We start from the raw sequence: 14,239 nt of genomic DNA, 5'->3' as shown, positions 1-14,239 counted from the left end.
ATTTTTTAGATTTTATATGCTATAATTAGTATAGCTAACATTTACAAAAAACAAGGAGGCATATAGATGATAGTAACTGATGAAAAAATTACAAAAAAACCCAGAAAATACTTCAAAGAAGAAATAAATTTAAATGATTGGAATGAAGTAAAAAAGGTACTTGAAGATTTATTAAGCACAGAAATCAAATCTAAAGATGAATTAATTGAATTTTTAGAAAAATGGTCAGAACTTGAAAGTATTATATCAGAAGAAATGGCATGGCGATATATAAAAATGACATGTGATACAAAGGAAGAAAATTCAAAAGCTTTTAATGAATTTTATGCAAATATAGTATCACCAGCACAGGAATATGATTTCAAATTAAAAAAGAAATTCTATGACAGCCCATATAGAAATGAACTAACTGGTGAATCATTTGAACATATGAATAGATTAATATCCAGGGATATTGAATTATTTAGAAAAGAAAATCTGCCATTAATGGTAAAAGAACAGGAATTAGGTTCTAAATACGGTGAAATAATCTCAAAGATTACAGTTACATTTGACGGAGAAGAAAAAACATTATCACAGATGGGAGTTTACTTAAAAAATCCAGACAGAAAAGTAAGAGAAGAAGCATGGCGTTTAACAATGAATGCAGTTGCTGAACATCATGAAGAACTTGAAAAGCTTTTTAATGAATTAAAAGAAATTAGAATTAAAATTGCCAAAAATGCAGGGTATGATAATTATAGAGACTATATGCATGATGCAAAAAAACGATTTGATTTCACACCGGAAGATTTATATGAATTCCATAAATCTGTTGAAGAAGTTGTAGTACCAGCCTTAAAAAAATTAAATGAAGAAAGAAAAGAAAAACTCGGTGTTGAAAGCTTAAGACCCTGGGATACAGAGGTAGATGTTGATGGTAAAGTATTAAAACCTTTTGACAACGTTGAAGAATTCATCGATAATGCAATTAAAATATTATCAAAAGTGGATATTGAATTTGCTAAAAATCTTGAAAAAATGAAAAATACAGGATTTTTGGATTTAGAAAACAGAAAAGGAAAAGCACCAGGTGGTTATAACTATCCTTTATCAGAAACAGGTGCAGCATTTATATTCATGAATGCTGTTGGACTAAGTGGTGATGTTCGAACATTATTACATGAATCAGGACATGCTCAACACACATTCAGGTCAAAAGATATAAGCATATCCTTCTTAAAAGATTTTCCAAGCGAAATTGCAGAGCTTGCTTCAATGTCTATGGAATTATTAACCCTTGAATATCTTGATGAATATTATAAAAATGAAGAAGACTTAAAAAAAGCAAAAAGGGAACAATTGGAAAGCACATTAAAAATATTGCCATGGGTTATGATTGTCGATTCATTCCAGCACTGGATATACACAAACCCAGATCACACCATTGAAGATAGAGATGAATATTTTGGCAGCTTAATGGATAGATTCAATACAGGAATAGACTGGAGCGGATTGGATAAAGAAAAAAGAATAAGATGGTTAAGACAATTACATATCTTTGAAGTGCCATTCTACTATATTGAATATGCTATGTCACAACTTGGAGCAATAGCGGTATATAAAAATTATAAAGAAAATGGACAAAAGGCTATTGAACAATATAAAGAATTCTTAAGTTCCGGTTATAAGTATCCTGTTAAAAAATTATATGAAATTGCTGGAATTAAATTTGATTTCTCAAAAGAATATATTAAGGAATTAACAGACTTTATAATCTCAGAAATTGAAAAAGTAAAATAATATTGAGGGCCTTTTTAAAGGCCCTCAAATAATAATTACAATCACAGGAGTTGATTTCATGAAAAAAGCGGAAACCTATTTTGGATTCAGCACATTTTACCTATTCGGTTTTTCATTAATTCTTGTCAGTACTTTAATTCCAATAATAGAAAAGAGCTATCATATCGATCATTCATTAATAGGACTTGCATTTTCAGTTGGTTCAATTGCATTTTTCTTCTCTTCTATAATTTTTGGATATATACTTGAAAAGTATAATATGTATTACACCATAATATTTACCTTATTGCTATTTATAATTGGAAATTTCTTTTTGTTTTCCATGACAGGTTATATACATCTTTTACTTGGAATATTTCTAACAAACTTTGCAGGTGGAGGCTTAGAATTATCAATTCCATTTTTAATAGGACTATCTCAAGAAGAAAAAAAGAGCAAAACCCTTAATTTATTACACTCTGCTTTTGCCCTTGGAGCCGTATCAAGTCCTATAGTATCCTCATTAATACTGAGATACACTAATCAATGGAAATTACCATTTTTAATTGCAATTATTCTAAACATAGTTCCATTTATACTTTTCTCATTATCAAAACATGATATTTCTAAAAAACATACTGAATATCTGGCAAATCCACACAAAAAAGAATCAAAATTTATTATCACCAAAACGCTTATAATATTAACGCTATCTCTTGGAATTTATGTAGCTTATGAGATGAACTTCACATCATGGCTTGCAACATTCTTATATGAATATAGAGGCTTTAAAGTATCAGATGCGGCCATGTATCCTTCATTTTTATGGATAGGCCTTTTCCTTGGAAGAACATTACTTTCACACATGCCAGAAAAATATGGTTATAAAAACTGGCTCGTTATAGCTGTACTCATGTCATTAATCTTTTCAACATTTACGGTATTTCTTGGAAAAACACTTTTATTATCTTTAATTGGAACACTTTTAACAGGTATTGGGTATGCAACAACATATCCAACAATTCAGGCATTATTAATTGAAAAATTTAAAAACAATAAAGGTTTTGCTCTAAGTTTTGCTTCTGCTTCAACATCAGTAATTTCGGCTATAGGTTCGTCAAGTGTTGGATATATAGGAAAATTATTTGGTATTTTCTTTGGATTGCTCTTTTTAATCGGATTGAACTTTATTGAATTTCTGCTTATTTTTAGAATAGAAAAACAATAATTAATTTAGGTATTCAAATTATTTAAAAAGAAATATTATTCAAAGACCACTATATAATAAATATATTAGAAAAAGACAGTTAAAGGGGGAATACCATGAAGATAACAGGAATTGTAGATAATTACAAAGTACATCCTTTACTAAAACGCGACTGGGGGCTTTCCATACTCGTTGAAAATAACGGAAGTCTCACATTGTTCGACACAGGAAACGATTATAGAATCTTAGAACACAACATCACACATCTTGGTTTAAGATTCAAAACAATTGATAATCTTTTTTTGAGCCATTACCATGACGACCATACTGGTGGACTGGAATATATAATGGAAAACTATACTGTTAAGAGAAGCTTTATACCTTCGCGATTTCCTGAAAGAATGCTTAAATTACTCAGAGAAAAAAGTGAAGTAATAATTTGTGATTCACCAAAAGAAATTGAACCTAATATATATTCTACAGGAACTTTTGAAGGTGATATTCCAGAACATTCAATGGTTTTAAAAACTCCAAAAGGTCTTGTAGTCATAGTTGGATGTTCTCACCCAAAGGTTGAAAACATTCTTGAATTTGCTAAAAAAGAATTCAAAGATAAACTTCACGCAGTAATTGGCGGATTTCATTTCTATAAACTATACGAAGAAAAATTATTTGTTAGAATTGATAGAATTAAAAAAACAGAAGTAGAATATATTTTACCTTCACACTGTACTGGAACAGATGCATTAAATGTATTAAATGTAGAATTCAAAGGCAGGATTATGAAATTTGGTGCTGGAACAATTTTAGAAATATAATTTTTTAATAAAGGGCTTTTGCCCTTTATTTTTTTATAATTTATAATATAAATTTATAAAATTATAAAATTATAAAATATCACTTGACAATTTATAAATTTTGTTTTATAATCATAGTAGAAAGGGGGATGAAAATGTTTGGTGCAATTATTTTAATAATTATTGGATTGTCTCTAATCTTTGGTGGCGCAAAATTTTTCTGGGCTTCACTCTTTATTGGATTGGGTATTTATATAATCTACTCATACTATGAAATTTCAAAAAGAAAAAAAGAAAACAAAAAAATATTAACAAGAAATATTGAAAAGATCATTGAAACACATACACCTCAAGAAGCAGCTAAAATTATCTCTGAAAAAGTTAAAGATCCTGTTGGTTCAAAATTTGTTATTTTAGTGGATACAGAAGATGCTAAAGTTAGATTATTCTTCCCTTTTGGAATCCTTATGTCATTTAAACCATTACTTATATTTACGAAAAAAATCATAAAAAAGAAAATAGAAGAGGAATTTTCAAAAAAAGATAAGAAAATACCTATTGATGTCGATGAAATAGTAGATTTAATCATGGAATCCATGGATTTGTTATATCAATATTATGGTGATTTTATCGATGTTGAAGCAGATAATGGAAAAACTAAAGTAAAAATATTTATTGCGTAGGAGTGATTAATATGTATAAAGCACCTGTTATATGTCCAGTATGTGGCAACAAATTACACATTGAAAAATTAAAATGTTCAAACTGTAATTCCAAAATAGAAGGTGAATTTGAATTAAATGAATTTGCAACTTTAAGTAATGAAAATATAGATTTTTTAAGACTTTATCTTTTAAACAGAGGGAATTTATCAAAAGTCTCAGAAATACTCGGGATTTCATATCCAACTGCATTAAACAAATTCAACAAATTACTTAAAGATTTAGGTTATATTCAAAAAGAAACTTTCGAAGAACCAAATGAGCAACCTCAAAATACAGAATTAGAAAAAAAGAAAATTATCGAAATGCTTGCTAACGGTGCAATTTCTTCAAAAGAAGCAATTGAAAAACTTAAAAAATTAAAAGGAGAGTGAAAATATGAAAGAAGAATTATTAAAAATCCTTAATATGGTTAAAGACGGTAGCATTGAAGTAGAGGAAGCTGCTGAATTAATAGAGGCATTTTATGATAATCCACAACCAAAAAGCACAAGCCAAAATTCAAGAAAAAAACTTGTTATTAAGGTTAATTCATCAGATGGAGACAAAGTAAATGTAAAAATACCTATGGGATTAATAAAAATTGCGAAGGTTATGATACCTTTAGCATTAGCAAAAGAAGGAAAAATGAAGGATGAGGAAATAAACCAGATAATGCAATTTATCAACAATATAGATTTTGACCAATTTGAAGGAGAAGAATTAATAAATGTAGATTCTGCTGATGGTGATGTAGTAAAAATATATATAGAATAATAAATTACTATGGTTTTTAGAATACTTTAATTTTTCCATCTAGTCTTGACTAAATGTAATTTTAATGGTATAATATTTTTGCTGTGCCGAGATGGCGGAATTGGCAGACGCGGTAGACTCAAAATCTACTGAGGGTGAAACCTCGTGTGGGTTCAAGTCCCACTCTCGGCACCATGTAACCGGCTTATGCCGGTTTTTTTTATACCATAATAAAATCCCCATTAAAACGGGGATTTTATTATATCTATTAAATTTTTTCAATTATATAATCCTCAATATTCCTTTTTTCTGAATTTATATTTATTCCTATCAAATAGACTTCTTTTCCTGCATACTTTTCATAATACTTCATTTCTTTTATCTGTTTTAATGCTTCCTCTGCGCTTTGATCAAGCTTTATTTCAAATAAATATATCCTATCTTCAAAATCTATTACTAAATCGCTTCTTCCTAAGTTTGTCAATTCTTCTGCTTTTACATCTATTCCTGCTGAGGCTATTATTGTAAATATCAATGAGTGATAATATTTTTCTTCTTTTTTGTGTAGATTATACGGAACAGCGCTTATTATCTTTTTTATTTCTTCTATTAATCCTTTTATGTCATTTTCTTCTATTTTTAAATATATCTCACTTACCCTGTTTATTTCTTCATCATTAAATCCATAATTGGCTTCTAATATTAGTGTTGAAAAACTGTTTTTTACTTCAAAATTTGGATAGTCCAGTATATATTTTTTCTTTAATCCATATTTTTTTATTCCCTTAAAGGTTAAATATCCTGCCTGCGTAAAGAAGATATTTGCTTTTGCATCTTCTATTTCTCTTGTTGAGAAGTCTTCTGCACTTACTGGTGTTTTTACTAAATCCTCATATTCTATTTTTTTGCCTTTTATGTATTCATACAGAAAACTCGGTGATCCACTTTCAAACCAAAAGTTCTGGAATTTTCCTTCGCTAAAAAATCTCAATATTGAATATGGATTATATACATAATGTTCTCCGTCAAATGAAAAGCCATTATAATATCTCTTCATTTCTTCAAGCAATTCTTTTTCTGTTATACCCATTTCTTCTGATAATTCTTTTATGTAATCTTTGAAATAATATTCCAATTCTTCCTGCGTATATCCAAACATCTGTCCATATTTCCTGTTTAATGATATATCGCTTAAATTGTTTAATGCTGAAAATACTCCTGTTTTGGTAAATTTTGTTATTCCGGTTATGAATACAAATTTTACATATGCATCCTTTGTTTTTATCTTTTTATAGAATTCCCTTAAAAATCCTCTGAATTTTTCAGCTTTTTTCTTATCATTTATATGTTCCAATATTGGTGATTCATATTCATCTATTAAAATGACAACTTTTTCTTGATATTTCTCATTTAACTTTTCTATTAAATTTCCAAACTTTGTTGGTATGTCATCTATATCAGGAATTATACTATATGCTTTATAAATTTTATCAAGCATATTATCAAGAGATTTTTCAAATGATTCTATATTCCTCAATGTATTATCCGACATATCCAATTTTATTATTGGATACTCTTTAAATTCCCATTTGTCATATATATATGTATCCTTAAATAATTCCTTTTCCCCTTTGAACAAATAATAAAATGTTGATACTGTTAAGCTTTTTCCAAATCTTCGAGGTCTTGACATAAAATAAAACTTTCCACTATTTATTAAATCATATAAATATTTTGTTTTATCCACATATATATAATTTTCTTCTATTATTTCCTTATAATCTTGTATTCCTACTGGTAATTTCTTCATCGTTTCACCTCCATGGCTTTCCACATCTTTTTCTAAAAAATTTCTTCACGCTTTCACAAAGTAAGCTATTTTATATTATTCTTTCTATTTTAATTATATCATATTATATTAAGAGGTAATGTTTGGTAAAGGATAAATATCCATAATCAAAATTAAAAACAAACATAAAGAGTAAAGAAAAAATTATTTCAGTGTATAAGTCTTTTTATTATTATATAGTATAATAATTACGAATACAATTATAATAACTCTGGAGGTGGGAAAATGCCAAAGGTTTCATTTACATATGAAATTCCGGAAATCGCAGAAAAAAAATTAAAGGACGCTGGTTTCGATGTATGGGTTAACAGAGAAGAGAGAACATTAACCCATGAAGAAATAATAAACCTTGCAAAAGAATCAGATGCATTAATAACATTATTAAGCGATAATATTAACAAAGAAGTATTGGAAGCTGGAAAAGGAAAATTAAAAGTTGTTTCCAATTACGCTGTTGGATATAATAACATAGACGTAGAATCAGCTAAAGAATTTGGCATCTACGTTACCAACACACCAGGTGTATTAAGTGATGCTACTGCTGATTTAGCATGGGCTCTTTTATTTGCAGTTGCAAGAAAAATCGTCGAAAGCGATAAATTTGTGAGAGAAGGAAAATTCATAGGCTGGAGACCTCAATTATTTCTTGGCTATGACATAAAAGGAAAAACACTTGGAATAATTGGAATGGGAAGAATCGGAAAAGAAATGGCAAAACGTGCTTTAGGATTTGATATGAAGGTTTTATATTATAAAAGAAATAGATTAAGTGAAGCTGAAGAAAAAGAATTAAATGTCGAATATGCACCTTTAGAAGAATTAATAAAAAAATCAGATTATATATCATTACATACACCTTTAACTCCAGAAACACATCACTTATTAGATGAAAAAGAATTCTCAATGATGAAACCAAATGTTATAATCATAAATACTGCAAGAGGTCCTGTAATCAATGAAAAAGTTCTTATAAAATATTTAAAAGAAGGAAAAATAGCTGGTGCTGGATTAGATGTATATGAAGAAGAACCAAAAATTCCAGAAGAATTATTAAAATTGGATAATGTAGTTTTAACCCCGCATACTGGAAGCGCTACATTTGAAACAAGGGACAAAATGGCAGAAATGGTTGCCGATAATGTTATTGCAGCCTTAAAAGGAGAGGTTCCGCCAAACAATGTTTATTAATCTAATTGAAATATACGAAACTTTAAAAAAAGAATATACAATTCCTGAAGGTTGGTGGCCTGGCGAAAATCAATTTGAAATAATGCTCGGTGCATTATTGACACAAAATACAAATTGGAATAATGTAGTAAAATCCCTGGAAAACATTAAAAACAAAAACCTTTTATATCCAGAAAAATTATATGTTTTAGATATAGAAGAACTACAGAAATTAATAAAACCAAGCGGTTTTTTCAAGGTTAAAGCTAAATACGTGAAAAATCTATTAGAATGGTTCAAAAAATATGATTTTTCATTTGAAAAACTGGAAAAAATAGATAAAATCACCTTAAGAAACGAATTACTTTCTGTAAAAGGTATAGGGAAAGAAACTGCCGATTCTATACTATTATATTCACTCAACAAGCTAAGTTTTGTTATTGACGCATATACAAAAAAAATGTTTTCGAGATTAGGGTTAAATATAAAAACCGATTATGATGCATACCAAAAATTTTTTGAAGAAAATCTCCCCGAAGATATAATGATATATAAAAATTATCATGGATTAATTGTAGAACATTCGAAAAATATCTGCAAAAAGAAACCTTTATGTGAAAATTGTATATTCAAAGATCTATGTAAATATAATAAAGGCGCTTAATTTAGCGCCTTTATTATTATATATACTTAGCTGCCATTGTTATATATGTCATTGCAAGTAATCCTTCAAAGATCGTACTATAATCTTCACTAACAAGCTTCACCTTTCTTCCGTCTATTCTCTCAACTAAAGGCATAGATTCCACCATATCTGCCCTTAACGTATCAGAAAATTCGACAATCATTTCAACTGGTGACTCAAACTTAAATAATTCAAAATCTTCCTTTTTCATGCTTAGCATCTTCCTCGTTGCATTTTTTATTTCTTCAATCAATTTTTTCATTGGCTTAAATTTTGCAGAAAATCTTCCGAGAGACTCTTTAGTTGAAACATATACAAGTTTATTATAATGCTCTTTTAATTCCTCACCAAGTTTATCATCACCAACAACCATTGCAAGCGGAACATTATACAAACTTCCATATGCAGCATTAATCAAAGTTTCATTCACTCTTACACCATTAATCCAGACATTGTGTATTGAAGAACTGGAATAAGTATGATCCATTGTGGCATATCTTGTTCCAACACCTGCATGATAACCAAAGAATATCATTCTATCAAACGTTGAATCCAATCCAGCCATCATATAATATTTCCTTATTCCTCCGCTAATTAATTCCACATTTGGAAATTCATCAGTAACACTCCATAAAATATTATCCCCCATTGCATGAGAATCTGAAATTACTACTTCATGTTCTTTTAATTCTTCAAGCATAGCTCGTAACTGTATCATTGCATAATTCTGTTTATAATCTCTTCCTTTCGAAACATCGTTCCAGTGATTAACACCAGCCAATCCTTCAAAATCAAATGAAATATAGATTTTCATTATATCCCTCCCAAATTTTATTAATACTACAATTAAATTATACAATATCTTATAACTTTTATGCATATTATCATGCTATAATATCAAAAACAAGCAATGGAGGTTAAAAATGAAAAAATCCATCTTTTATATAATACTTGCCGCATTATTAATGGGAAGCACATTTCCTATTCAAAAGCTTGGATTAAACAATATAAATCCTCTGGCATATACAACATTAAGATTTTTCATTGCTTTTATTTTTTCTTCGATAATATTTAAATTTGGTAATTTCTTTTATTCTTCGATACTGGGAATAGTTTTATCAATTGGTTATATTTCACAAATTGTAGGTATAAAATACACCACAGCAACCAAAGCAGGTTTTATTACCTCACAATATATAATTTTTATTCCTATATTTGCATATTTAATCAACAGAGAAAAAATCAACAAATTTCAAATAATCGGATTAACCTTTTCCATAGTGGGTTCTTACCTGTTATCTGGTGGAATTAATGGATTTAATATAGGAGATATGCTAATGATAATATGTGCTATCAGCTTCGCTTTGCATATAGTACTAATAACAAACTTCAGTCAAAAAGTGGAAGAAAAATCGCTTTTAACATTTCAGTTTTTAACTGTAACTATTATCAGTGGAATTTTCTCTTTAATTTTCAAAGCATCATACAATATAAATGCTATTTCATTATTAACAATATTTTATTCTGCAATAATTGGAAGTATAATCGTTATCTTTCTACAGCTAAAACATCAAAAAAATATAGGAAGTAACCTAACAGCTATTCTATTCCTTACCCAACCTATATTTTCAGCATTACTATCTTTTATTATTTTAAAAGAAACTTTAAATGCTACACAATTTTTAGGAGCTATTATATTGATATTAAGTATACTTATCGCTAATTCAAAATATATTTTTCAAAAAAATAACAGGGGGGAATTTCAATGAAAATAAAGGTTATAATTGTTATTATATCCACTTTAATTATTTTACTAAGTTGCTCTTTTTTAAAACCCAATTATGAAAATAGATACTTCGTATATCAATTACAGAATATAAACATTCAGGAAATAATCACATATCCTGTAAATTTTCTTGTAATGGACTATTCCCGAACAGGTTTAGAGGATGGTAAATATACATACGATGAAATAAAAAAATTAAAAGGTGTTGGAATGGCACCAATCTGCTATCTTAGTATTGGTGAAGCTGAAGATTATAGATACTATTGGCATGATGAATGGAAAACTAATCCTCCTTCATGGCTTGGACCTGAAAACCCTGATTGGGAAGGGAATTATAAAGTAAAATACTGGAACGAAGACTGGAAAAAGATAATTTACGATTATCTTGATAAAATAATTGACATGGGCTTTTCAGGTGTATATCTCGATATAATCGATGCATATTATTATTGGTCAAATGAAGGTGAAGCACCACAAGTTGATCAAAGACCTATTGAAGAAACAGCAAAGGACATGATAGATTTTGTTGTGGAAATAGCAAATTATGCCAGAAGTAAAAAAGAAAATTTCTTGATTATACCTCAAAATGGTGAAGATATACTGGATTACGATAATAATGGAATATATTTAAAAACCATTTCTGGAATTGGAATAGAAGATTTATTTTATGATTCAGAAGAACTCGACAACGGAAGTTATTTAATACAAAAAAGCACTGAAACAGAATATAAGCTAAAATACATAAACAAAATCCTATCTTCTGGAAAAGTGGTATTGAGCGTAGATTATGTGGTCGATGAAGATAATATAAACATCGATATAATAGACGATTATATCAAAAATTGCAGAGATAGAGGAATAATCCCATATCCAGCATATGTTGATAGAGAATTAGACAGACTATCCACAATTATTTATGATATAGAAATACAATAAAAAACATTTATTATCTTTTTCTCATGTTTAGGCTTAAATACGGAAAAATACAAAAACATTCCCTGATAGAATTGTAATATAATTCTATCAGGGAATTAAAGAAATTAAAAATTATTTTTACCAGATTAAAATTGCCCCAAAATCTGACATTGGTATCTTCCAATTAATTCTTACAGAATCTGGCTTTAAAACATTTATCTGCATATATCCCATTGACCCTGCAACATAAACAACATTATTATTTGAATCAAATTTCACATCATAAATATAACCATAATCATAATTTTTAATTTTAACAGGCGATGTTATCTCAGAAATATTTTTTGTATCATAAGCTGCTATTTTTGTTGGATTTGTTTTGTCGCTTATATCTACTATTACAAACTCTGAATTTCCAGCTGCAAGATATGCGTAATTCCCATCTACATATACTTTCTCTACATTATAAAAATAACCTGGACTATACGCCCCCACCTTTACTGGATTTGTCTTATCACTTATATCCACTATTTCTAAGCCTTTATAACTATTTGCAACATATGCATAATCACCATCCACATATATTCCTATAGCAAAACCTAAACCAGTAGTATTATACTCCCCTATTTTTCTTGGATTTGTTTTATCACTTATATCCACTATTACCAGACCTTTATCAAAACCTGCTATATATGCATAATCACCGTCCACATATACTCCGTAAACCTTAGTAAAATTATTATAGTTTCCTACCTTTTTGGGTTTTGTTTTATCACTTATATCTACTATTACAAGTCCAGAATCTCCAGCTGCAAGATATGCATAATTTCCTTCCACGTACACTCCCTCTACACTATAAAAATAACCGGGATCATAATCTCCTACTTTTTTAGGATTCGTTTTATCACTTATATCCACTATTTCCAAACCATGATAATAATTTGCTACATATGCATAATTATCATCTACAAAAACATCTCTTGCTGTACCTTCAAGATAAAGAGTATATGTTTTCCTTGTTGTTTCATTATATATAGCAAGTCCACTATCTCCCGCTGCAATAATATCATAATCATCCACATGAACACCGCTATATGCAGAAGGATTTGAATATTTATCTACATATTCATAAATTGGTTTATCAAAACTATATTGATTACTAATATCAACTACCGCATACCCATCCCCTGTTACATAAGCATAATCACCTGAGATCACGCCATGATGTACTGAAAAATCATCAAAATATGAATCAATAAGATACGCTTTGTTTAAATCAGTTATATCAACAGCTTTTAATCCTCCTTCAGTTCCAAGAAATATATTTTTTTGAACACCATATATTTTTATACCAATAATTTCATATGCAGAACCATTTGTTGAAACTGACGTTACCTTTATTGGATTTGTTTTATTTGTTATATCAACTATTACCAACCCATTATCATAATCTGCCACATATGCATAATTTCCATCTATATATACTCCATAAGCTGTCCCTGTATCATAATTTCCCACTTTTTTAGGATTTGCTTTATCGCTTATATCCACTATTTCCAGACCTGAAATACCAGCTGCAAGATATGCATAATTTCCATCTACATATACTCCATAAACATATCCTGTATTATACATCCCTATCTTTTTAGGATTCGTTTTATCGCTTATATCCACTATTTCCAGCTTATCAAAAGTTGCTATATACGCATAACCATTTGTTACTACAATATCTCGAGCATCCGATGGCATATACGCACCATCATGCTTTTCTATTAATTCTGGATTTTTTACATCGCTAAGATCAATTATATCAAGATCTTCGGTATACAAATATACACCGTCAAAACAGAAACTTGTAGATTCATGCGGCAAATCTATTGATGATACAAATACCGGATGTTCCGGATCTGAATTTACATCATATATCGCAAGCATACCATCACCATACACAAACATATAACCATTTTGAATCATTTTCTTTTCTGTTGTAAATGACCATACTTTACTTGATATCTCCTCTCCTTTACGATTTTTCGCAACCACTTTCCAATAGTATGTTTTACTTTTTTCAAGTTCAGGTATATTTACAGAAGTTTTATCTAAATCTTTATAAACTAGTTTCATCGAATTCTGTGATTCTCCAAAATACACATCATAACTTATAATATCTCCTTCTGAACCTATTGATCCTTTCCATTTCAAACATAGGTGATTTATATTTACATTTTTTGCTCCATCTACAGGCTCTGGAGTAGTTGGTGCTATTGTTTGAATATTTTCTTTTGCTTTTTCCGATTGGTGAAAACAGGATACCATAAAAAACAGCATAGTTATTGTCACCATCAAAAATACAATGACTCTTTTCATCATCCTGCCCCCTTATTTTCAATTGAATAAAATATTAAATTACCAACTATAATGTATCATTTTTTTTTTTTTTTTTTTTTTTTTTTGAATTTTTATTAACTAAATATTTTAATTTAGAAAATTTTTTGTTTTTATGATGATTTCACAAATACTAAATGGTTTCAATAATAATTGAAAGATTTCATTCAAAATTTAGAAGTATCATAATAAATATGGTATAATATTTGCAGAGTAAGTGAAATAACTTT

The 14,239-nt window shown here is 28.8% G+C and carries 13 protein-coding genes and 1 tRNA gene; 11 read left to right on the top strand and 3 right to left on the bottom strand.

Annotation, left to right across the window (positions count from 1 at the left end):
• Positions 1 to 66: 66 nt before the first annotated feature.
• The 7 genes from XO11_RS10085 to XO11_RS10055 all read left to right on the top strand — a co-directional run bounded on the left by XO11_RS10085 (position 67) and on the right by XO11_RS10055 (position 5,417).
• Positions 67 to 1,782, top strand: coding sequence for a M3 family oligoendopeptidase (locus XO11_RS10085; protein ID WP_175418582.1), 1,716 nt, complete (start codon positions 67 to 69; stop codon positions 1,780 to 1,782).
• Positions 1,783 to 1,840: 58 nt separating this feature from the next.
• A complete protein-coding gene (locus XO11_RS10080) occupies positions 1,841 to 2,989 on the top strand; it encodes a sugar MFS transporter (protein ID WP_014297494.1) in 1,149 nt (382 codons plus the stop codon).
• Positions 2,990 to 3,084: 95 nt separating this feature from the next.
• The gene (locus XO11_RS10075; protein WP_014297493.1) at positions 3,085 to 3,786 is read left to right on the top strand and encodes an MBL fold metallo-hydrolase; all 702 of its coding nucleotides are present in this window, start codon (positions 3,085 to 3,087) and stop codon (positions 3,784 to 3,786) included.
• Positions 3,787 to 3,920: 134 nt separating this feature from the next.
• Positions 3,921 to 4,448: a hypothetical protein gene (locus XO11_RS10070; protein ID WP_014297492.1), complete on the top strand. Its 528-nt coding sequence runs from the start codon at positions 3,921 to 3,923 to the stop codon at positions 4,446 to 4,448.
• A gap of 11 nt (positions 4,449 to 4,459) precedes the next feature.
• Positions 4,460 to 4,861, top strand: a complete 402-nt coding sequence (locus tag XO11_RS10065; RefSeq protein WP_014297491.1) for a DUF2089 domain-containing protein — start codon at positions 4,460 to 4,462, stop codon at positions 4,859 to 4,861.
• A gap of 4 nt (positions 4,862 to 4,865) precedes the next feature.
• Entirely contained in the window at positions 4,866 to 5,243 is a 378-nt protein-coding gene (locus XO11_RS10060; protein ID WP_175418581.1) for a hypothetical protein, read from the top strand.
• A gap of 85 nt (positions 5,244 to 5,328) precedes the next feature.
• Positions 5,329 to 5,417 (top strand) — tRNA-Leu (locus tag XO11_RS10055).
• Between the two features lie 73 nt (positions 5,418 to 5,490).
• On the opposite strand, the gene XO11_RS10050 is transcribed toward XO11_RS10055, so the two are convergent.
• Entirely contained in the window at positions 5,491 to 7,032 is a 1,542-nt protein-coding gene (locus tag XO11_RS10050) for an ATP-binding protein (protein WP_175418580.1), read from the bottom strand.
• Between the two features lie 264 nt (positions 7,033 to 7,296).
• Between XO11_RS10050 and XO11_RS10045 the strand changes: the two genes are divergently transcribed.
• Together XO11_RS10045 and XO11_RS10040 are read left to right on the top strand one after the other, a co-directional pair.
• Positions 7,297 to 8,259, top strand: a complete 963-nt coding sequence (locus tag XO11_RS10045; protein ID WP_175418579.1) for a D-glycerate dehydrogenase — start codon at positions 7,297 to 7,299, stop codon at positions 8,257 to 8,259.
• Positions 8,249 to 8,902: an endonuclease III domain-containing protein gene (locus XO11_RS10040; RefSeq protein WP_175418578.1), complete on the top strand. Its 654-nt coding sequence runs from the start codon at positions 8,249 to 8,251 to the stop codon at positions 8,900 to 8,902. Before XO11_RS10045 ends, XO11_RS10040 begins: the two co-directional genes overlap by 11 nt.
• Before the next feature lie 16 nt (positions 8,903 to 8,918).
• Here the strand turns inward: XO11_RS10040 and XO11_RS10035 are convergent, their stop codons facing one another.
• Positions 8,919 to 9,737, bottom strand: a complete 819-nt coding sequence (locus tag XO11_RS10035; RefSeq protein ID WP_175418577.1) for a M55 family metallopeptidase — start codon at positions 9,735 to 9,737, stop codon at positions 8,919 to 8,921.
• Between the two features lie 109 nt (positions 9,738 to 9,846).
• On the opposite strand from XO11_RS10035, the gene XO11_RS10030 reads away from it, so the two are divergent.
• Together XO11_RS10030 and XO11_RS10025 are read left to right on the top strand one after the other, a co-directional pair.
• Positions 9,847 to 10,692 (top strand): DMT family transporter, encoded by an 846-nt coding sequence (locus XO11_RS10030; RefSeq protein ID WP_175418576.1) that lies wholly within the window; start codon positions 9,847 to 9,849, stop codon positions 10,690 to 10,692.
• The gene (locus tag XO11_RS10025; RefSeq protein ID WP_175418575.1) at positions 10,689 to 11,645 is read left to right on the top strand and encodes an MJ1477/TM1410 family putative glycoside hydrolase; all 957 of its coding nucleotides are present in this window, start codon (positions 10,689 to 10,691) and stop codon (positions 11,643 to 11,645) included. The genes XO11_RS10030 and XO11_RS10025 overlap by 4 nt, the downstream gene beginning before the upstream one ends.
• Positions 11,646 to 11,762: 117 nt before the next feature.
• Here XO11_RS10025 and XO11_RS10020 read toward each other — a convergent pair whose 3' ends face one another.
• Positions 11,763 to 13,991 carry a hypothetical protein gene (locus tag XO11_RS10020; RefSeq protein WP_175418574.1) on the bottom strand — a complete coding sequence of 743 codons (2,229 nt, stop codon included), beginning with the start codon at positions 13,989 to 13,991 and terminating at the stop codon, positions 11,763 to 11,765.
• Between the last annotated feature and the right edge of the window lie 248 nt (positions 13,992 to 14,239).

Source organism: Marinitoga sp. 1138, from assembly GCF_013363265.1.
Taxonomy (GTDB): Bacteria; Thermotogota; Thermotogae; order Petrotogales; family Petrotogaceae; genus Marinitoga; species Marinitoga piezophila.
Note: the sequence above shows the minus strand (reverse complement) of the source record. Positions and strands in the feature narration are given on the sequence as shown.

Coding starts and splice junctions, on each gene's coding strand:
- XO11_RS10085 (WP_175418582.1), top strand. CDS start 67: ATGATAGTAACTGATGAAAAAATTACAAAAAAACCCAGAAAATACTTC.
- XO11_RS10080 (WP_014297494.1), top strand. CDS start 1,841: ATGAAAAAAGCGGAAACCTATTTTGGATTCAGCACATTTTACCTATTC.
- XO11_RS10075 (WP_014297493.1), top strand. CDS start 3,085: ATGAAGATAACAGGAATTGTAGATAATTACAAAGTACATCCTTTACTA.
- XO11_RS10070 (WP_014297492.1), top strand. CDS start 3,921: ATGTTTGGTGCAATTATTTTAATAATTATTGGATTGTCTCTAATCTTT.
- XO11_RS10065 (WP_014297491.1), top strand. CDS start 4,460: ATGTATAAAGCACCTGTTATATGTCCAGTATGTGGCAACAAATTACAC.
- XO11_RS10060 (WP_175418581.1), top strand. CDS start 4,866: ATGAAAGAAGAATTATTAAAAATCCTTAATATGGTTAAAGACGGTAGC.
- XO11_RS10050 (WP_175418580.1), bottom strand. CDS start 7,032: ATGAAGAAATTACCAGTAGGAATACAAGATTATAAGGAAATAATAGAA.
- XO11_RS10045 (WP_175418579.1), top strand. CDS start 7,297: ATGCCAAAGGTTTCATTTACATATGAAATTCCGGAAATCGCAGAAAAA.
- XO11_RS10040 (WP_175418578.1), top strand. CDS start 8,249: ATGTTTATTAATCTAATTGAAATATACGAAACTTTAAAAAAAGAATAT.
- XO11_RS10035 (WP_175418577.1), bottom strand. CDS start 9,737: ATGAAAATCTATATTTCATTTGATTTTGAAGGATTGGCTGGTGTTAAT.
- XO11_RS10030 (WP_175418576.1), top strand. CDS start 9,847: ATGAAAAAATCCATCTTTTATATAATACTTGCCGCATTATTAATGGGA.
- XO11_RS10025 (WP_175418575.1), top strand. CDS start 10,689: ATGAAAATAAAGGTTATAATTGTTATTATATCCACTTTAATTATTTTA.
- XO11_RS10020 (WP_175418574.1), bottom strand. CDS start 13,991: ATGAAAAGAGTCATTGTATTTTTGATGGTGACAATAACTATGCTGTTT.